General features: G+C 46.1%; 23 protein-coding genes. All 23 read right to left on the minus strand.

The features are described 5' to 3' along the window. Positions 1 to 1,586, minus strand: a 1,586-nt coding sequence (locus IT233_07650) for a recombinase family protein (protein MCC7302498.1), incomplete at its 3' end; no start/stop codon positions are given. Further along, positions 1,583 to 1,819 (minus strand): hypothetical protein, encoded by a 237-nt coding sequence (locus IT233_07655; GenBank protein ID MCC7302499.1) that lies wholly within the window; start codon positions 1,817 to 1,819, stop codon positions 1,583 to 1,585. The genes IT233_07650 and IT233_07655, both read right to left, overlap by 4 nt. Positions 1,820 to 1,924: 105 nt before the next feature. Then, on the minus strand, positions 1,925 to 3,649 hold the full coding sequence (locus IT233_07660) for a hypothetical protein (GenBank protein ID MCC7302500.1): 1,725 nt from the start codon (positions 3,647 to 3,649) through the stop codon (positions 1,925 to 1,927). A gap of 12 nt (positions 3,650 to 3,661) precedes the next feature. Beyond that, positions 3,662 to 8,806 carry a strawberry notch C-terminal domain-containing protein gene (locus tag IT233_07665; protein ID MCC7302501.1) on the minus strand — a complete coding sequence of 1,715 codons (5,145 nt, stop codon included), beginning with the start codon at positions 8,804 to 8,806 and terminating at the stop codon, positions 3,662 to 3,664. Between the two features lie 3 nt (positions 8,807 to 8,809). Further along, positions 8,810 to 9,337: a hypothetical protein gene (locus IT233_07670; GenBank protein MCC7302502.1), complete on the minus strand. Its 528-nt coding sequence runs from the start codon at positions 9,335 to 9,337 to the stop codon at positions 8,810 to 8,812. Position 9,338: 1 nt separating this feature from the next. Continuing rightward, positions 9,339 to 9,542, minus strand: coding sequence for a hypothetical protein (locus IT233_07675; GenBank protein MCC7302503.1), 204 nt, complete (start codon positions 9,540 to 9,542; stop codon positions 9,339 to 9,341). Beyond that, positions 9,539 to 10,186, minus strand: coding sequence for a hypothetical protein (locus tag IT233_07680; GenBank protein MCC7302504.1), 648 nt, complete (start codon positions 10,184 to 10,186; stop codon positions 9,539 to 9,541). The genes IT233_07675 and IT233_07680 overlap by 4 nt, the downstream gene beginning before the upstream one ends. Next, positions 10,183 to 10,446, minus strand: a complete 264-nt coding sequence (locus tag IT233_07685) for a hypothetical protein (GenBank protein ID MCC7302505.1) — start codon at positions 10,444 to 10,446, stop codon at positions 10,183 to 10,185. The genes IT233_07680 and IT233_07685 overlap by 4 nt, the downstream gene beginning before the upstream one ends. After that, positions 10,430 to 11,107 (minus strand): hypothetical protein, encoded by a 678-nt coding sequence (locus IT233_07690; protein MCC7302506.1) that lies wholly within the window; start codon positions 11,105 to 11,107, stop codon positions 10,430 to 10,432. The genes IT233_07685 and IT233_07690 overlap by 17 nt, the downstream gene beginning before the upstream one ends. Further along, positions 11,107 to 11,541: an N-acetylmuramoyl-L-alanine amidase gene (locus IT233_07695; protein ID MCC7302507.1), complete on the minus strand. Its 435-nt coding sequence runs from the start codon at positions 11,539 to 11,541 to the stop codon at positions 11,107 to 11,109. Before IT233_07695 ends, IT233_07690 begins: the two co-directional genes overlap by 1 nt. Next, positions 11,538 to 12,419 carry a hypothetical protein gene (locus IT233_07700; protein MCC7302508.1) on the minus strand — a complete coding sequence of 294 codons (882 nt, stop codon included), beginning with the start codon at positions 12,417 to 12,419 and terminating at the stop codon, positions 11,538 to 11,540. Before IT233_07700 ends, IT233_07695 begins: the two co-directional genes overlap by 4 nt. A 1-nt stretch (position 12,420) precedes the next feature. Beyond that, positions 12,421 to 13,107 carry a hypothetical protein gene (locus tag IT233_07705; protein ID MCC7302509.1) on the minus strand — a complete coding sequence of 229 codons (687 nt, stop codon included), beginning with the start codon at positions 13,105 to 13,107 and terminating at the stop codon, positions 12,421 to 12,423. Between the two features lie 4 nt (positions 13,108 to 13,111). Further along, complete coding sequence (locus IT233_07710) at positions 13,112 to 13,294, minus strand: hypothetical protein (protein ID MCC7302510.1); 183 nt, start codon at positions 13,292 to 13,294, stop codon at positions 13,112 to 13,114. Further along, positions 13,291 to 13,596 (minus strand): hypothetical protein, encoded by a 306-nt coding sequence (locus IT233_07715; GenBank protein MCC7302511.1) that lies wholly within the window; start codon positions 13,594 to 13,596, stop codon positions 13,291 to 13,293. The genes IT233_07710 and IT233_07715 overlap by 4 nt, the downstream gene beginning before the upstream one ends. Beyond that, positions 13,583 to 14,395: a hypothetical protein gene (locus tag IT233_07720; protein MCC7302512.1), complete on the minus strand. Its 813-nt coding sequence runs from the start codon at positions 14,393 to 14,395 to the stop codon at positions 13,583 to 13,585. Before IT233_07720 ends, IT233_07715 begins: the two co-directional genes overlap by 14 nt. Positions 14,396 to 14,400: 5 nt before the next feature. After that, positions 14,401 to 14,682: a hypothetical protein gene (locus IT233_07725; GenBank protein MCC7302513.1), complete on the minus strand. Its 282-nt coding sequence runs from the start codon at positions 14,680 to 14,682 to the stop codon at positions 14,401 to 14,403. A gap of 16 nt (positions 14,683 to 14,698) precedes the next feature. Next, positions 14,699 to 15,301 carry a hypothetical protein gene (locus tag IT233_07730; protein ID MCC7302514.1) on the minus strand — a complete coding sequence of 201 codons (603 nt, stop codon included), beginning with the start codon at positions 15,299 to 15,301 and terminating at the stop codon, positions 14,699 to 14,701. After that, on the minus strand, positions 15,298 to 15,681 hold the full coding sequence (locus IT233_07735; GenBank protein MCC7302515.1) for a hypothetical protein: 384 nt from the start codon (positions 15,679 to 15,681) through the stop codon (positions 15,298 to 15,300). The genes IT233_07730 and IT233_07735 overlap by 4 nt, the downstream gene beginning before the upstream one ends. 72 nt (positions 15,682 to 15,753) lie before the next feature. Next, positions 15,754 to 16,482, minus strand: coding sequence for a hypothetical protein (locus tag IT233_07740; GenBank protein MCC7302516.1), 729 nt, complete (start codon positions 16,480 to 16,482; stop codon positions 15,754 to 15,756). 131 nt (positions 16,483 to 16,613) lie between these two features. Then, complete coding sequence (locus IT233_07745; GenBank protein ID MCC7302517.1) at positions 16,614 to 17,228, minus strand: hypothetical protein; 615 nt, start codon at positions 17,226 to 17,228, stop codon at positions 16,614 to 16,616. Between the two features lie 34 nt (positions 17,229 to 17,262). After that, positions 17,263 to 18,762 (minus strand): hypothetical protein, encoded by a 1,500-nt coding sequence (locus IT233_07750; GenBank protein MCC7302518.1) that lies wholly within the window; start codon positions 18,760 to 18,762, stop codon positions 17,263 to 17,265. Next, entirely contained in the window at positions 18,762 to 19,241 is a 480-nt protein-coding gene (locus IT233_07755) for a hypothetical protein (protein MCC7302519.1), read from the minus strand. Before IT233_07755 ends, IT233_07750 begins: the two co-directional genes overlap by 1 nt. Continuing rightward, on the minus strand, positions 19,238 to 19,438 hold the full coding sequence (locus IT233_07760; protein ID MCC7302520.1) for a hypothetical protein: 201 nt from the start codon (positions 19,436 to 19,438) through the stop codon (positions 19,238 to 19,240). Before IT233_07760 ends, IT233_07755 begins: the two co-directional genes overlap by 4 nt. Between the last annotated feature and the right edge of the window lie 110 nt (positions 19,439 to 19,548).

The raw sequence follows: 19,548 nt of genomic DNA on the forward strand, positions 1-19,548 counted from the left end.
TCCGCAAAAAGGGACTTCCAACTTAAAAAAGGGGGAAGTCCCTTTTCTTCTTCCCCAAAACTGCCTGATAATCGAGCGATTTCAGCAATTACCGAATTTATTTTTACGGTTCGAAATGCGCCTAAATTCTTGTCATAGGCTAAACCGGAAGGAAAGACAAGTTTCTGCAATTTCTCCCGTAAGTTCAATCCTCCCTGCGCCCATAATGAGGTGAGATTCAGGCAGAAATTTACTGCTTGCTTGAGTTTTCCTCCGAGGTTCGAAATGGCAACCCCCACTTTAGTCAACTCTGCGAGCATTTTCTCCCGATCACCCGCCAGTTTGCTCGTTAGGCGTTCAAAAACTTCCCTGGTCATTTCTTCCTTGACATAGAATTTTTCTTCCAGCACAACCAAGCCGTTTTCCAGCTCTCCTAATTGCTTTTGGAAGCGTATTTCCTTTTCAGAGCTATCCTTATTAGCTTCATTATAATCATGCTCCAGCTTCCATATAATAGCATCTATAAGGGATTCCTTCACTTGATACTTTCCCAACTCCTCCAGGAACAGTTTGTGCATATCCTTTGCGCTTTTATTACACTTGCATCCTACTTTGCGGCACTTGTAGTAATAAAGATTCTTTTTCTTAACGATGTAGCCTGTTAAGGGTTCGTTGCAATCCGCACATTTTAGAAACACCTTCAGCGGCACTCCCTCGTTCTCCCTTTTATGCGGTACTCCATATTTTGTGGAGCTAAGGCGAATGTCATTAACCTTATAAAACACTTCCTTGCTCACCATTGGCTCGTGTTTACCTTCAACCACCTTGCCGTCCAAAATTCCGTGTGCGATTAGACCAGCGTAAAATGGATTTTTAAAGATTTTATAAATACGCTGCTTGTAGGTTTTCACACCGATCTTTTCCAGCATCTTAATGATCTCTTCGTTCTTATACCCCTCCAGCTTCCATTCCCAAGCCTTTCGGAGCTTCTTGCCGTATTCATTCAACACGATCTTTCTCTCTCCATTGATCTTGACCGTATCATATCCGACAGGGGCTGGAATACACCATTCCCCTTGCTCATACTTTGACTTCAAACCGGCATGAGTTACCTGTTGTCGTTGTACGTTGTCCCATTTTGCGAAGATGAGTTGCATTTCCTGAAAGAGAACACCATTGCTGTTAGAAGTATCAATAGGTTCGGTTACAGCAATAATGTGAATGCCATACTTGCTTCTCAGTTCATCAGCAATAGAAATAGCTTTGCCTCCAGTGCGGCTGAACCTCGTCATTTTATAGACTAAGATAGTGCTGATCTTTCCCTTACTCCGTTTGCAGAACTCGATCATGCGTTGAAATTCTTTTCGCTCATCGGTCTTTGCGCTCTCATATGTTGCACCAAAGCCCGCTACGATTTGCAACTTGAATCTCTTGGCAAATTCTTCAATCGCCTTGTTTTGGTTATCTATGGATTCGTTCGTATCAAACTGTTTTTTGCCCGACACCCGTGTGTACTTAATGACCATACGCGAATCCACTTTTTTAATCGTGGTTTTACTCTTTCGCCCGAACTTGTGATTCAAAGCCGCTTGTACTTCTGTATTCATGCTGCCTGTTTTAAATTATCCTGGTTATTTTTTTCGTTTAGCTCCTGCTGATATTGGAATTCAACAATAATGCTCACCAATGCTTCAATAGCGAAAAGGATTTCTTGCGCCTGTTCGTCTGTTAGCTTTTCACCTTTCATCAGTTCCTTTAATTTTTGCACCGTTAACGGTTCCTTCTTTGGATTGATTCCCTGGTACTTTCTTAGCTCAACTATTTTTCCTTTTTCCTTCATGTTTCTATAATTGGAAAAAGGCCCCGCGTATCTTATTAATATATTGATTATCAACATATTACAAATGTACGGAGCCTTTTTGAATTGGCAAAATCCTAAATAATCCTACTCAAAAATGTCCATCGCCCCGCCCTGGTTATACCGTCCGAACTGCACGGCTTTACCGGGCTGGGGTATTTCGATCACCACGTCCACATCATGCTGGAATTCGTTCTTGCCCCGGAAGTTTCCGTCTTTGGTCGTCTGAAAAACAAAAATGAATGACTTACCCTTGTGGGTTTTGCGAAGCGAATCCAGGTGAGCAGGTGAAAGACCGAGCTTGTTCACGCTGTCCAGGAAAATAAAATCATAGCCCGATAAATCTTCAGGAAGGTAATCGCTCACAAAAAGATTCGGGTGCTTTACGTTTTTATCATTAAGTTTTATCTGTAAGGTTTTGTCAAGCCCTTCTTCCCTTGCCACATACAATACCTTTCCGTGATTACGGGCCAGATATCCGGCAAACTCCACGCACAGGTAAGACTTACCCATCTTTGGCCGTCCAAATACCATTGCTGAGAATCCTGGTGCGGGATCTCCTATCAGCTCTCTCCACTTTCCGGTAAAGCCGATGGAATCAAATGTCATATCCGCGAATTCCATGCTGCTCATCAGCTTATTGTCCTCGCCTTCCTCGATTCCATTCAATCCGCATTCGCACCCCTCAAGATCATCTCCGCTGTGAACTTGTTCCATCCATTCCCAATTAATCGCATTTAACAAGTCATCCATGCTTTTATACCAATCGGAATCAAAGCCGAATCCTTCGAGCTTAATGGCTCCAGATTTTTCCTTGCGAATACCTGTAATTAAAATCTGTATTCTGCTCTCATCGGAAGTTCCTCTCGGATAAAACGGCTTTTTGAATGTGACTATGTTTCCCTTTTTTATCGTCTTAATTCTTTTCTCCCGCGTATCGTATAGCTTTTCTCTTTTACGTGTTCCCAATAATCCTAACAAGCCATTCAGCTCTGCCGAATTCATCGGAAGGGTTTTTGCTTTTTTATCTTCTAAAAATTCTTTGAGGGATTTCCAGATTTCATTGAGCTTAACTGCGTACTTATCGTCCTTTACGATCTTTCCCTTTTTTACCGCCCGATTCATCTGCTCATAAAGCTTTGCTGCCTTCTCCTTTATACCGACCTTCCCATGCAGGCTCACGTATCGCTTGATAAACTGGATTGACTTGAAAACACTTTCTCCATTGATCTCTTCCTTGAACTCAGCAATGACCTTTCCAGGAATCTCGATTTCAGCCGTGCGGCCTTTCATTCCATTGTAAACTTTGAGCAGGTTCTCCTGGATATAAAGCACTTGCTTTGCCCATTCAGATTCCTTCCTTATTCTGCGCTCCAGTATCGCCCGCTGAAGGCCGTTGATAAACCGAAGCAGTTCATCTTTGGTCTTGCGCTTGCCATTCAGGTTGAGATACCTTTTCATAAAACGTAGTTCTTCCGGTATGCGTTCTACAAGCTCGACATCTTCTTCCTCCTCAGCCGCAGGTTCCTTTTCCTTGCGCTCCTTCCTGGGCTTTTCTTCTTTTGGTTTGCGCTCCTGCTTCTGCTCGGAGGATCGCTGCTTTTTCTCCTCCTTTACAGGAAGATGGCTCGACAGCTTTTCAAAATAGTCATCCACGACTTTCTTAATGGTGGGACTGGAGTGATAGGTATTCCAGTCCATTCCGCTTTGCGTAACCTTGTTCACGAATTCGTGTCCCTTCTGCAAAGGAGCAGGCAGGGATGAAATGTCGAGGGAGTTTACCTTGCTGTAATAATTGTCTGCGTTTATCATGGTAATTAGTTTTTATGCTGCCATTAGTTCGAGTTCAAGAGCCAGGGCTTCTGCTTCCAGCTCATATATTTTCATCATGTCGCTATTTTCTTCCTCTGCCGGAGGAGCCAGAATCTTCCTTCGGGACGAACTGCGCTTGTGCTTTTCATCCTTTATCATATCAAACTGGAAGTTGGTGAGGGTTATGGCGGAACTGAATTTGTCCTGGAGGATTTCAATAAAGGGTTCAATCTTTTTGAAAGGAAACGTAGAGACCATTTTATCTGAAACCTTATCGAAATTGTTCCCGTCCACGATCTCCAGAATATCTCTATCCAGGTAAATTTCTCCGCCCTTAACACGCGAAGCAGGTACGATCACCTTGAACCCTTCGCCCTGCCGGAATATCCCGATGTTATTATTGGTGTAGATAGCAGCACCGTTAGCCAGGGATTTTATAATCGTGATCGCTTTACCAATAGGAACAACCACTTTATCTCCGATATGCTCTGCTGGAATCCAGTTCTCAGGCATCAGGATTCCCTTCTTGACCTCTCCATCCTTCATAGTATAGCTCACCAGCTTTCCCTTGAAATCGCTGAACGCTTGGAGCAGGTTTCCGGTTATGATATGCCGGGTCTTGCGGTCCGTTACATTGTTCTTAATAGCCTTTTCCCAATCAGCCAGGAATTCTTCCTTCCCTGTGTCCTCAACCCCTGTGCTGGCTCCCATGATGGCTGTAATGTCATCCGAATAGCTGGCAGGAATAGCGATGTACTTGCTGCTGTTTGCAATGGCAAAGCGCAGCTTCATCGCGCTGGGTGCGTACGGATTCTTCTTTTTCTTGTCTATAATGAATCCCAAAAAGGTTGAAAGGATGAGTTCCTGCCCTTCACTATATGACTGAATGGGATAACTCAGCCTCTTACCGATATGGAAGTATTTGAATATCCGCTTTAGATACTGCGAACGATTTTCAAATGAGGTTTGCGTTTGCTCAAGCTGTTTCTCTCTTGCATCGTTGAGCTCTTTCTCGCGTTCATTTATAGCATCAAGCCTTTGCTTTTCGCTTTTGATCTTCTGAATTTTCTTTTCACCTGGAATCTCCTTTATCAGTTCATCATATTTATCATTCACTTCTTTCGTTTCTTCCTCCAGGCGTTTAGCAACGAAGATTTCATATTCGCTCTGAAGCTCTGCCTGTAACGCATGAGCGTCCATTTTGCCGAGCGATTCTTTAAGCAGGTTCTCCAACTCCGTTTTTGAGAAAGGTTTTTTCAGCACGTTAGCTTTTACCGTTTCCAGGATGCTGTCATCTCCGAAAGTGCTGTCACCGCCTTTGCCCATCTTGATAATGCTCCTGCCGGTACGCTCTGCTTGCAAATCCATTGCCTCCACTTCCAGATCATATTCGCCTATCTGTTTGAGGTATTCGGTAAAGTCATTGTACCGCTCCGCAATTTCATTGTAGAAGTCCTGCTGCATTTTGGTGGAAAGAACGGCTACTCGTCCGGAGACCTTGTGCGCTGCATCTTCCACCGTTTCCTTGTCATCACTTTTGGTTGTTTTCAGGTGAAGGGGATCATTGAGCAGTTCGTTTACTGCGGGATTCTCGATCAGGTATTCCTTCACGATCTTATCTCCGTATTTATTCAGGAAATCCGGCACATCAAGAATTTTAGTGCTTTGCTTTTGATTGGAGGTAGTATTTGCATCCAGGGACTTGAGTTTCTTCTGAAGCATCATCATCAGCCGCTTCTCTGCTGGTATTGCAGAGTTCACATAGTCGTAAATCGGTTTTAGAATTTGACCCGTGCGGTTAATGCGACCGCGCTTCTGCACTTCGGTATTGATGTCAAGCTCTGCCTGAAGCACGATCATTACACGCTGTTTTACTTCCGAGGCCGGAACCTTCGCAGTAGGAATTGCATGAGCCGATGCACCCGTGCTGCCGGACTGATTAATCATCAACACATCCACTTCGTTGTTGTTGAATTGACGGAAAGCATCATTGGTGTTGATGCGTTTGCGCTGAAGCACCAGCCCCTTGCTTGTTTTTGAATTGATTTGGAGTTCGTATTTCCTTCCGGTTACTTCGGCAACGGAATATCCTGCGTCCTGGATTTTCTTTATGACAATATCAATCGGAGAAATGGTGATCCCGGTGGAAGCCGCTTTTATCCTCTCCATGATCCGAGTGTACTCTACCTGGGCTTCTACCGATAAATCCGAAATCTCAAACTTTTTGTGAATGGGGTTTCCATCTACATCCCGCTCCGTATAGCGCAGAATTCCTTCAAGTCCGCGCTTGAGAACTTCGGTGAAGTCAGCATTGATAACATCTCCATCCGAAACGAACACGCCTTTTTCATTTTCCATTTGCTCAATGAAACTGCCCATTGTGGAAGCAAATGCAATGATGGGTTTCTTGCCTTCTTTGAGCCGCATGATCGCTCTTTCGGCAACCGCTTCGGCTTTCAGGGAGAAAAGCATCTGGTTAATGACGTTGAAGACCTTTGAGAAATAAGGTTGGCTATCAACTCCGGCCTGTGAAGTTCCTTCACGCAGTTCCACTTCCTTTCCCTCCGCAGCCGCTATTTTGTCAAGCTCCTCAACCTGCTTGTCAACGAAATGCTTTTGAAAGGAAATAATATCGCGGAGGATTTCCGTAATGTTATCGGCAATGGCGTAGTGTTCCTGCTCCAAGTTGTCCAGCGTGATGTAATTCACTTCCACCCCCTCGAATGAACGCTCCCTGCGAAGCATCTGTCCTTCGGCTACAAGCTGACTGGATAAAACCTCCTGCAAAGCCACGCCTCCCCGGATAATGGCCTCTACAAGTTCATCCTTTGTCATGTTCGCATCTGAGATTGCAGTCTTCATCGCGTAGATGGGCATATTGTCCGCTCGTTTGGCGAAAGTTGCCGAGAGAAACACCACGCCCTTTGTATCGGCCACGACAGACTGCATGAACTCTCCTGTGTTGGATGATCCGCTTGAGTTATGAGCTTCATCCAGGATCATAATGTTTCCCTGGGCAATTTCCCGCAGGAAGCCGGGCTTCTCCGGTTTTTTCTCCGGTGAATTGAACTGAGAATAGGTAGCAAGTACAAAGTGATACTTGCCGGGAACTTTGCGGCTTTCAAAAACCCTTTGCTGCTCATTAGCCGGTAATGCCTGGTGAATCACATTGCCGTCTTCGTCTTTTACATCTGTTTTGGATTCCCTGCCGTTCACAATAAACGGAATCAGGTTGGCCGAGCCTATTGCCGCAAGGTCGCGGTAGATGTCAGAGAAAAGATTGGCCTTTTCAGTAATAAAAACTGGCTTTAATCCCTGCTTTACCCCGTAACGGATCATCGAAGCTGCCACACGACCTTTGCCGATGCCTGTCTGATCCCCGATAATCATTCCCTGGCTTCGCGCCTCGATATTGTAGATAGCCATTGCAACCGCATCAATCTGCTCTGCGGATAAAGACTTGCAGAGTTCTGTTTTGGTGCGGTAACCCAGGCGATGACGCACAAAATTGTCAATATCCCCGCCAACTTCTTCCCGGATCAGCTCCAGGGCTTTCTGCGTTTCAAAGCTCATAGAATCGGGAACCTGGGTATTTAGCACAACGCAGGCTGCCGAAGCTGGAACATAGGGAGATCCCAAATCAGGAAAACCAAGCTGGCTTTGAAGTTCCAGGGCCTCTTTTTCTAACTGTGGTATATTTTGTTTCATGGCATTGGTTACTCTTTCGTATAGTGCCTCAAATGATTTTACAGTTTCAGCGATCACGCTGCTTTTAGTCGGGGCTGCGCCTCTGGCCGGACGTTTCCTTCCGTCAATAAGAATCATCCTCACGTCAAATGAAGTTCCCTGGCGGGAATAGAGGCTGCCGTCAATATTGATTACATCTATGACGTTATATCGGCTGTACAGGTAATTAAAAAAGATTCGATTCCTTCCGGCCTGAATCCTTCCCTTGTCGTCCCATCGCGTATGTCCCCCGATAATAATTGCAGCCCTGCCGCGATCCTTCATGCAGTCCAGCGCACGCAAAGCCATCAGGTGATCCAGCGTTCTGATCGGAAAAGTGTCGAACATCGCCTCCGTGTCCAGCGTTCCGAATGGTGGATTGGTAATGACTGCATCCATCTTCTGATAGAACTCCGGGAATGCACTCGTGGCATCACGTTTCATTACCTGCTTAAAGCCTTGCGTTTGTAAGTTCTCCCTACGGAAAGGATCAATTTCATTGACCACGATATTTTTCTCATCTCCCGCGATAGTAAGCAGGCCATTTCCCGCGCTTGGCTCAAATACCATTGCTCCTTTATCGGCTCCTACGAATATTCCTGCAAGGAATCCGATGGGAGCTGGCGTAGAATATTGCTGAAGCAGTATGCTTTGGCTGGTGCGGTGGGACAGATTCACCTGACTTTTATAAAGCTCTACAATGGAATCATACCGTTCCTTTACTCTACCAGGTGTATGAGCAAGAACTCTTGCCCTGCGAACAATGGCCAGTTCGGTAAGTTCCTTGACCTGGTTCTTGTCATTAATACCGAATGTGGCTGCAAGTTTCTCAATGGAACGCTTGGTGTAATGAACTTTATTTGCCAAATCCTTTTCGACCCTCTCCACAAACTTCAACTTGGTATCGAAGCCGTTCAACTCCGTGCCAAGCATACCTTCATCTGCAAATGAAAAATAACTGTCAGCCGTAATGATTACATGGTCGAGCAGTTGTATTTCCATCGTTGCCGCACTCTCCTTTATTTTTTTAGTCAACTCAATGTCTGCCTCGCTGGGTCTGGAATTTCCGCTCGGATGGTTATGGGCAACGATAATGGAGGTACTTGCGCTCTTGAGAGCAGCCGCCAGGATGATTCTTATGTCCGCTACTGTTCCCGTGATCCCGCCAACTGCGTGTCTGTAATACCCGATGATGTTATTGGCCCTGTTCAGATAGAGAACAATGAACTGTTCCTGCAACTGGATTTCGCCTCGCCTGTAAACTTTGCGAATGAAATCGGCTGCATCCTGTGATCTGCCAACTGATCCGTAATGCTTTTTCCTGGACGAGCGGTTAAGCCGAAGTTTCACTTCAGGAACCTCGCCTTCGCGCAAGACTCCCAAAGTGAAAATGGTTTCAGGTTTTTGAAAATATTTCTTCGGCCTCTTCATTAATCAGGAGTATGAAAGTGTTTTTCTGTTATTCCAGATTTTGTCGAAATTCTTGTTGCCTCCAGCCCATTGGGTTGTAATTACGTCATTGCTGCTCGTGATTTTTTGAATTGCCCAGACAGGTGCGGTTGTCAATGATCCTGGGGTTGCATAGCCCTTGTAAACTGTGTTGGGTGTTTTTTCATCAGTAATTAAAGGTTCCGAGAGGAGCTGATTGGTCTTGATGCTTTGCAACTCCACAATTTCTGCATCCTGTTTTGTCTCTGTTGATACGCCCGCAAGATTTGGAGTGTTGAGCAACATAGCGTTAATCGCTTCTACCAATGCTTCGGCTGAAGCCGTAGCAGGATTAGTTACATCCGCATACGCTACAAAGATGTTGTTGAGTGCGCCCATTCCGATGTCAATTTTCACAATGCCATCGTCAAGTGGACTTACTTCCCGTATCTGTTGTTTGAGGATATTTCTTGTTCCGTCTATCGTAATGATCTTCAGCGAAGCACCATTATTAATGATTTGAATAGCTGCCATATTATTTGAATTTTTTAGGTTTATTATTATCGTCCTTGCCTACTACTTGGGAGATTGCTTCTCCAATCATTGCTCCTAAAAATCCGCTCACCATCATGTACGGCACAACGTCCTTTTGTGCCGCTTTCGCATAGAAATATGCACCCAATGAGGTTATCAGCGTAAAGGATGAAACAATGACTTTCTCCTTCATTGAACTGTTCATTTTTGCAGTAGTAAAAAGGTTGTTGTACCTGATAAAATCATTGCTCCCACAGCAAGCAGTTTCGATCTTCGCTTTTCTTTTTTTAGCTGCTTGCTGGCTTTGTTCAGTTCGTCTGCCAGTCTGCTTTGCATTACTAAGGATGAATCCGTTACCTGTTTTAACATGGTAAACGAGCTTTGACAAACAATCATAGCTGAATCCTGGTTAAGGATGACTGTTTTCAGATCGGTAATTTCCGCGTTGCATAAACTGTCCTTTACATTTGTTTCCGCAATGAACTCCGTTATCTTCTCCTTCAGCGTATCGCAGTTTGATATAATGGAAATGGTATCGGTCAAGGTTCGGCTGTCTGAAATCAGGGCCAGTATTTTTCCCTGGATGGATTTTTCCTTCATCCTGGACCGTTCTAATTCCAGGTCAGTCTGCTGAATCCGGCTTTGCAAGGCCATGTTTTTATTGACCCAATAGCGGATCTGCTCCTGGTAACTGGTTTCGATGGAACTTACCTGCTGTTGCATTTCTTTCACTACAATTTTCGATTCTTTAATTTCCTTTCGGAAGCCTTCCATTGAATCGAAAAGCAAGTAGGTTGAAATGGCTGAAATAAGTCCGAATAAAAATGTTATGATAATCGTCTTCCTCATTGTTCTTCGTTTTTGTTGTTAATGTTTGTTTTTCCTTTCCGCTCGAATGAATAACCGAAACAACCGGCCCCGATGATGCTGACAAAGGAGTAGAACATATATTCGGGAATAGCTATCCCGAAAAACTGCTGTGCGATCCAGCTTATGAGTGTAGCGGCCACAAACACAAGTGTTACGACTTCACGCAGACTGTAATTGCCATCCTTGTCGCGTATCAGTTGTTTCAGAAATTCATTCATCGGTTTAGGCTCTTTCTTCATTCGTGTCATAGTTGATGTAACCAATCAGTCCCAATCCCAGGGTGAATGTTCCGACTAAAATTCGCTTGACAGATTCCCGCCTCATCGCCCGAAAGTCCAGGAGCGTATAGGTGAATTGATTTCCGTAAAGCGAGCTGTGTTTTTCGCACAAACTCATGAAGCGGTCGAAGTCTGCGGCATCCTGGAAAACCTGGCAGCCTGCCGAGAATTTGTCAATGAACTTCGTCTTTCCCTGCGCCAACGCCCGGTGAATATTTATCCCGAACAGCCCTGTGTCTTTTCTTCCATTGAAGAAGTCGAGTTTTGCATTTCGGTCATAGTCCCGGATAATGGTGACGGGGGCCGACTGGACAAGCGCCTTGTATTTCCTCTGGTGAAATCCTATCCTGTACGCATTCACATACTGACCCTGGGCCAGGATAGCCGTTCCCTGTGGTTGCATGGGATTTTGCAGCCAGTAGGTTCCGGGATCAGTAGTTGCTTTGAAGATGTGATATTCCCATTTGAGTGGTTTACTTTTGTAGAATACGTGAATCTCATCGTCAAAGCGGTTCGGCTTCGTGCTACGTGTACGCACACCTACAATATTGAGTTCGTAAGGTCGCGTGTGGAGCTTGTACCCGTTACTGCGTAGGATGGATTTTACCCTGGGAAATACCATCAGGCGGCTTGTTTGAGATCGGGTTCGTAATTGCGGAGCCATTCTCTTACATCGAAAGAAGGACAGGCTTTTTTCACTCCCTGAAAATCTCGGTGGCCGAGTATCTGAGCCTGGGGATATTTTTCGCTCAGTTCAACCAGCTTGTCGAACATCGCGTGTTTCTGAAGTGTGGAACGGTTGTCCACCGGGTTTCCGCTCTTATCAATTCCTCCGATATAAGAGATATGCACGGAATCCTGGTTATGGCCATAAGCTCCATAGGAAACTTCCTTTTCGTCCAGGAGTTGCATGATTTCCCCGTCACGCAGGATCAGGTAATGGTAGCCTGGCTTATCCCATTTGCGTACTTCTTTCCAGTATTTTTTTATCGCCTCAACTGTGGCTGTCGGCTCTGTTGCGGTGCAATGCACCACGATGTACTTGATCTTTCTCATAGGTATTTTATTGTTGAAGTTTTTACAATGAATTTTTGTCCGTTGTTTTCAAAGAGGGTAAATCCTCCGTTGGTAGCGATCTCTGTTCCCAGGATCATGTTGGCCGGTACTTTCGCTCCCTCACTTGGTGTTCTCCAAACCGTAGTGGCCGTTATGGTCATCACTTTGAATCCGCCCAGTCCTGAAAGCGACCATTTGGTTCCATCGTATTTCAGACCCATGCGTGAGAACTCCAGGCGTATCTGCTGCTTTTGACTTTCGTCCGAGAAGCTGCCGAGCAGTCCATTGACAAGAGTTTGGCTTACTCCGCGAAGCGGGTACTTCTTGAACTCGTTGCTGACGGCTGTGTAATCCTCCTTGCTTCGCATCTTTTTCAGAGAAGCGATCACACCGCTCAGGTTCTTATTAGCTGCATCTTTATAAAGTGTTTTAGCAAGCTCTGTGGCATTGATGCTCGGAGTGGATACAAGTACATTGAAGGTTGTTTCGTCAATGGATTCGGGCAGGTTCAGCTTTTTAAGGGCTACAACCATTTCACTTCCGAAATCTCCATCCGCTCCATAGCGCGGAAGTATCTCTTTCCCATTCTTGGCAATGAGGGCATCCTGCACGGCTTTCACTCTTGCGCCTTTACTTCCTTTCTTCAGAGGGACTTCATCGTTGCGCTTTGTAGGTTGTGTGAAATATCCCGGCTGAAATGTGCTTTTCTGAGGGACAGGCAGGTTGGTTTCAGGTGGATTGTCCTCTGCATTTTCTTCCTGCTTGCGCTTACGCTTCTGGTAATAATCCCAGCCGAAATAACTGAGCAGGCCGGTAGCGGCTACGCCCAAGCCGATCATCAGGAACTTCTTTTTCTTATTTGGTTTTTCCTTTTCCATTTTAATGCTGAGGTTTCGAGGTTATTATTTTCATGTAGTCCTTCCAGTCGTCCATTTCATCTTTCAGGTCGTCAAGCATATTGCTGTTGTATTCCTTGTAATATGCTTTTGCCGTTTCAACAAATGCGGCCTGGGTTGGCATTTCGGTGAACACCGCTTTAACCGCATCTTCGTCCGTGCCGGGGAATGGTCCGTAGGTTTTATCGAATGCCGCCTTCATACGCTTCGCCCATTGAGTGTAATTAACTGAAGTGAGTTGCAGCGTTTCTCCTTTTTTTCCTATCCTGTCAGGCTTCGCATTTATGATGGCAAGCATCTCGTTGTATTCGGTGCTTTGCAGTTCATCGCTCAAATCCTTGTACATACTGCTGTTGTAAAGTTTCTGATAGGAACTTGCCACTTTCGTTAAAACCTGCTTGCTTGGAATTGATCTCAACACAACCCGTAGCTTCTCTGTATCGGTTCCGAACCATCCGTCATTCTCAAAAGCCATTTTTATCTGTTTGGCATAAGTGGCGGGAGAATCTTCGGTAAGCGTTTTTTTCTCCTCACGGTTTGAAACAAGGCTTCGGACAATTTTTCGTCCCAAAAAGAAAGTACCTACCGTAACGATAACAGTACCACCCGCATAAAGGAGTTTTTCCTTCAGCGTGAATTCTTCCTGCTCCTTATGTTCAGCCGTCTTCATTACTTTACACTCCCAGGTAGGTCTTTGCCATTGAGGTTTTAATGGGATCGTTCTTTATAATCCAAGCCAGTTTCTCCAGTTCCTTTGCCGTGAGAAAAGTGGCCAGTACAGAAAGAGCTTTGAGCTTGGTTTCTGCCTCTGCCTGCGTATTGGCAGGCACAGAAAAATCAGAGTTGAATTTTTTCATTGCTTTGATGTTTGAGGTTTAACATTCACTCCGAGCAGTTCAGCGATCACGTCAATGTTCTTTTCGTCCATAACACATTTTTCGATGATGCCAACTACTTTCTCAAACTGTCGGAACCCTTTGATGAGGTTTTCTTTCGGGTCGTGTTTCGGGAATTCCGGCTCTTTGATCTTTTCCTGGCCGTACTTTCCGCTCAGAAGCTCAAGCAGCCCGATGTTTTCTTTGCAGATATGCTCCATGAGCATTTCAGCGATTTCCCTGCTGGGAGCTTCGATGGTGATGGTGTAATTAAACTTTTGCATTGGTTTGTTTTTTTAATGGTTGGATGTTTAATAGTTGGGTTACAGGTATGATGTTCGATTTATCTTTGCTGAATTCGCGGATGACGGAAAGGACCAGGTTGAACTCCTCCTCGGTAAAGGAGGCTTTCATGTTCCTGCCCAGACCGATGAAAAACTGATCTTCCTCCGATGCAGCTTCCTCGTCTGATGGTTTCATCTTAAAGCTGGCCTCCTCCTGGGGCTTCTCATTTCCCGAAAGGGATTTGTCTTCCGATTTTTTTCCAAACAGATGAGGCAGAGCCAGGTCTTTAATGGCTGAGGCTATTTCACCCATGCCTTTGGCTTCTGTCAGCTTGGTTTTGGTATCCTCGATGATGTCCTGGAGCTGACCGATGTATTCTTCAGCCTCACTCAGCTTCTCTTTTGTCGCGGTTAGGTCTTTCTTTACCTGGTCACATTCCCATCGTTCGCGCTCCTGGGAGACTTTTTCGCGTATTTGCTCCTGAATTTCTCCCAATCCGAACCCGTTTAATGCTCCACGCTTTTCCTCCTCTCCGAAAGTGAAATGATGTCGTCCGGTGATATGGGGTGATGTGGGCGATGCCGTATAGACATTGATGGTGATTTTTCGGGTATCGGGATAGATGAATTCCTCGTACCTACTGAACTCATTCAGGTCGGTTGTTCGGTCAACCACTTTCACTCCGTCCACCCATATATCGTAATAGGTCGGATTTCCTTTTCGCTCTGCGTTGACCAATGACATCCTGATTCTTTCGATACGGGAATGTTCGTATGTCTGTGTTTGCTCGTTATTCATATTGATTACTTGTGTTTTTTAGGGATGACCTGGATGAAACGGATATGCTTAATCGAATCAGACTTGTTTTTGACCTCTACCAAACCCTGATGCTCATAAAGCATTTCGTTTACATTGTCGAGGCTCAAGTCAAAAGTTCCCAGCTCCGATTTCACGCTCACGTCCTGGGCTTCTTCAATCAGGATATAGAACTGATTATAGGAAGGCAGTTCCACCTTCTCCGAAGGCTGAAGTACCAGGTGACGGAAGCGCAGGGAATACCTGTCTCCGTGTCCCAGCTCACGCATTCTGCGGGGTATGTATTCAAGCGCAAGGTTGACAGTCATCGGTTTTTTGCTTTATGATTTCTTCAGCTTCGTACCACACATACACTTTCACTGTGTACTGTGCATCTACATTGAGCCTTAATCCTGCGGCATCGGTATAGGTTCCCTGGATCACGGTGCAGCATTCATTCACGCATACGACATCTTCTTCTCTGCGATAGCCGTGTGTCCAGGCGCGTTGACGAAAGGAATTAGTTTGGGAAAAGTTGCCGTAGCCCAGGTTGTTATCCGTGAGCCACACATCTCCGGCATAGAAGATGTTGGCCTGTTCACAGCTTTGCAGCTTTAGGTAGCCCGCCAGGTAGGTTTCTCCCCAATGGAAATTATGTTGTGCAGAAGGCACTGCAAAAGCACCGAAAGCGGCAAAGGGAGCAAAACCTTCATCACCCAAACCTTCACTCGGTGCAGCCAGCGAAGGACCTCCGAAACCTCCTCCCGGAGTAATCAGCACGTCCAGATCCTTCACCGTTGTTTCGATGCCGATAATCCGCTTTGCATCTTCCGGCAGAATGATCTGAAAGGATTTGACTTCTCCTTTCTTCCTCACGGTAACGGGATATATGAGAACTTTTTCTTTCATGCCATTTCACATTTTTCGCACTCGAAATAGTAGGAGACGCGGTATGGCTGGAAAAAAGCCATCGGATTCTGAGTGTCCTTGTAGTCAATCTTGATGCTCTTGTTTCCGGGATTCACGTTGCCGAGGTCGTAATACCTTGAACCTACCGGGGCGTTCACACCCGACATGAGCAGTTTGCTCTCGTAGTCGTCCGGAAAAATTTCATCGCGGTTGATCTCTATGCGCTGCGATCCCCTGAAGTAGAGCAGATCATCCCGGTCGCTGGTAACTGTCAGGCCCCGGATGGAAACAATGTCCTTATCCAGCTCGAATGACTTCGAGAAGATTTTGTCCTGCTGGGTCACTTCGATGTCGAAGCGTTTCTTTACGATCTTATTCATGGTTGATCTTTATTGATTGTTTAAAAAAGGAGCGGGAGGGCATGGCTCCCTCTCCGCTCCTTGCCACGCGGATTAAGGCGTGGTGATGGTTCCGTGCAGGCCAGCCCATACCTGGGTGTTGGGCGCGATACCTGCCATTGTGCCAAGCTCAAGGGTCAACTCGATGAGGATGTCATCGTGAATGAGCCTGGGGTTAGCGAGCTTGTAGTAGCCCATCGGAACGAGGTGGTTGGCTTGTGTTTTAAACACGCTGTTGCTGGTGTCGGGAACGATCTGCTTTTTGTTCGCCTTCAGGTTGAACTCCCCATTAGCAATAGCCGGGAACAGTTCCACGAAGTTGTAGGGCGTGGACATGATCGCATCCTTACTCGGGTCGGCAGCAACACCGCCCAACAAGATGATCCCGCTTACCAGGAGAGCCTGGTTCTTGGGCAGCTTCGCATTAGAAATGTTGCGAAGTCCGATCTCTTTGTCATCTTGCGTTTCAAACAGCTTGATCGTTTTGCTTGTCACGGGTTTGATCGAGTAGATCACCGTGTCGGCCAGGCGCAGTTCGCCTTTAGCCAGGGCGGTTTTGATGTGCGGAGGAAGCTCATTGAAATGTTTCTCCATTTCAGCACGGCTACCCTTGCTCGGTGTCGGGTTGGTGGTGAGCTTGTTCAGCGTCCGCATCCTTTTCACAGGATTCATCTTCTGAAGTGCGCCCATTACTTCGCCCACGAGTTCATCATTTTCTCCGTCCAGTCCCAGCAACGCTCCCGCGTTGTTGTACTCTTCTGTTGCGTTTAATTCTCCAAACATGGTTTTTTTGGTTTTTAGTGGTTATTATTTTCGTTTTGGTCAAGACTCACGCTTAACCCTGCTATTTCAGGGGTCTTTGTAAGCTGTATTTTTCGGGATTTACTTTGCTGCGTATGCAGCCAATTCAATTTTTAGTAGTTCGTATCGCGTGGATCAATCTCGCCCATAAGGGTTCCCATGTTTTTCTGCTGAAAGGATTCTCCGCTTTCAACTACCTGCTTTTCCAACCTGTCCAGGGCAGTGAGATCAAGGTCCTTTCCCTGACCAAGCTCTTTGTTATCCGGGTAAGTGAAATATTGCACTTCACCTACGCCATTAGTGGCTTCTTTCTTTTCTTCTTTCTTCTTCATCACCTTATCCAGATAGAGTTTTTGGGAGAAGGTATCTTTGAATGCCACTACGCGATCCTTCGCGCCCTCGATCATGCCCTCCAGTCCTTCTTTCTGCGTTCCCTTCATTTCGGTGTTGCTTTGCTGAAAGCCATTTGCGGCCATCATGCCCACTCCGAATATGGAAGCGAGGCGGCTTTTGTAGTAGTGTCCGAGGCCGGTTATTGCTGCCCCTACGATCAGTGATGCCCTTCCGATTGCGGAACCGGCAACGCCTCCCGCCACCACGCCCACCACTACATCTTTCAGCGTTTCGATAGCGGAGTTCTTTGCATCGCCCTTCGTCTCCAGGTCTGCGGTAATGGAACCGAGTAGGGATTTTTTTTGGGCGGCTCGTTGATAAGAATTTTTGCTCATTGCTTTTTTTGTTTAATTGGTTTATGATTTACTTTTATCTGAGAGCCACCGCGTTTTTCTTCTCGTGGCCTTGCTTGCTTTTTGTTCCCGAAAGTGATTTTTGTTTTTGTTCCTTGCCGGATGAAATGGCCTTGTATCCGAGAAAAAGAAGGCCAACTCCAGTTGCACCGATCAGCGTAGGCTTGAGCCAGCTTTTGTTTTTGTCCCAGAAGCCTTCTTTTTCAGATGTATCCTGGCTGTTGCTGTCAGAGGAAGTTTTCTGATTGCTTTCCGGTGAGGAGGAATCGCTGCCGGAATCCACACTCATGGTGCTGATCTCATTTTTGTTCTGCTCGATCTCGGCAGTCAGGTTGGTGCTGTCGCTCTGTTTTTCAGCAGTCTCGTATTCTTTGGATTCGGGTGAATCTTTCTTCGGGAAAATGTTGCCTATGGATTTCAAAAGTCCGGCAATGACGGCCAGCGCACCGGAAGCGGCAGTAATCGAGGCTGCGGTAACAGGTTCTCCTAGTTCTCCCAGGGTTTCTTCATTTTCTCCCAGGAAAATGTCGTTTCCGAGCAGTTCAGGAAGTGGGGTAAGCTGGTTCACGTTACCCAAACCCTTTACGTCATGGTTCTTGTTGCCCTTGCCGGTGAGAATTGCAGCCTTCAGGTTTTCCGGCTTTCCGCCCGCACCGAAGAAAATGCTCTCCAGTTTGGTCTTGACCGTTTTCAACTTTTGAAACTTCGCCATGTCAACACCACGCTTCTGGGCTTCCGCATCACTCAGGTAAGCATACTTCAGGCGACTGGCCACATTCATCAGGTTCAGCTTCATCGCAGCCAGCACTCCGTTGCGAAGCAGAACGGTTGCCGGGTTTGCACGGTTCACCACATGGGCAGCCTTTTTCACGAACTGTTTCAGCCCGCCCTTCTTTTCCTTTTTTGGCGCAAAACTTCCTGCTGATTTTTTCTTAAAGAGTTTTCCGAACTCTTCCGTTTCACCAAATCCGCTGAGGTACTGTAATTCCATTTTTGTGTCTTTTATTTCTGTATAGGGTTCTTCGTAGTTGTAATAATCCACCACACAATCCAGGGTGATATACCTGCCGCCTGCCTTGTGTACAATCGGATAGATGTGCTGGAAGTAATCCTTCTTGTAGCGGGCTATCCGTAGGGAGTGCGGGATTTTCAGGTTCGTCAGAATGCTGCTGATGAATACTGAGTAACAATCGCAGTCAACTCCCCGGTGGCGGTCGTGCCACGTTCGGGCTGGGGATCGTATCTGTTCCTTCCCTTCCTCATCTTTGTGGTAGCGAATGTGCCTGTACACAAAATCCCAGATATTCTTACAGGTTTCATTCTGATTCTTTCCGCGAAGCATATCGGCAACATCCCTGGTTTGTGCAAGCGTGTCGCGTACCACTTTGGGAATGAACTTCACTGTATCGGAAACCGTAGCTCCCTTCTTCACCGTTTCCTCCTTGAGGTCAGCCGGTGGGAACAGAGCGTTATACTGCGTCCCTGATTCGATACTTCTATGCGTTAGTGCTTCCATTACTTTTTGAGCGTTGCTTCTTCCGTTTTTTCGTAAGGCAGTTTTTTCCAGCCCAGGTCAATCGTTGAAATCGTTTTGGTCGTGAGCTTGATGGATTCGCCTGCCAGTAGGGACTTAATCATGCCCGCGCTTATCGAAAAGATGTTGCGGGGCGGTATCGTAATCATGATCTTTTCCGCAACCGCTTCACCGTAGGCCGGGATTTCAATATCCTTGTTCACTACCTGAGAGCTGCCTACCGTTGCATCTTTGTAGATGAGCTTGATGAAAGGAAACTTGATCTTGAATTTTGTCGCAGTCGGGTTTTTGAGCTGCACGTCCACACGAAGCACCAGGCCGCTCAGATCGAGCTTGAAGATGTTCACCGTCACTACGGATTCCAGTTCCACACCTGTTCGTTTCAGACGGAACAGATAGGTTGCCCCCGCAATGATTCCTCCACCAATGGCAGAGCCGACAATGATTTTCTTCAAGTTCATTTTCCCTTCTTGTTTTTAATTCTTTCGCTCAGGTAATCGCTTGCAATTTTGAACACCAGCCAGATTGAGCCACCAATAGCGGCCTTCACCGCGTATTCAGCCAGGCCGGAAGCATCCAGGTTGGCAAACAGGATGGCTCCGGTTAAAAAGAAGTTGGAGCTTCCATCGTTGTGTGTTGTTGTGTGTCTTGGTTCCATTTTTATCAGCTTTACAAGGCAAAAATGTGACGGTATTTTAACTTCATTTCCAGTTCGCGTATGTTCATGTCAGTTCGTGAAAAACATTTCCATATCACGTAGAACATTTC

Source organism: Bacteroidia bacterium, from assembly GCA_020852255.1.
Classification (GTDB): Bacteria; Bacteroidota; Bacteroidia; order JADZBD01; family JADZBD01; genus JADZBD01.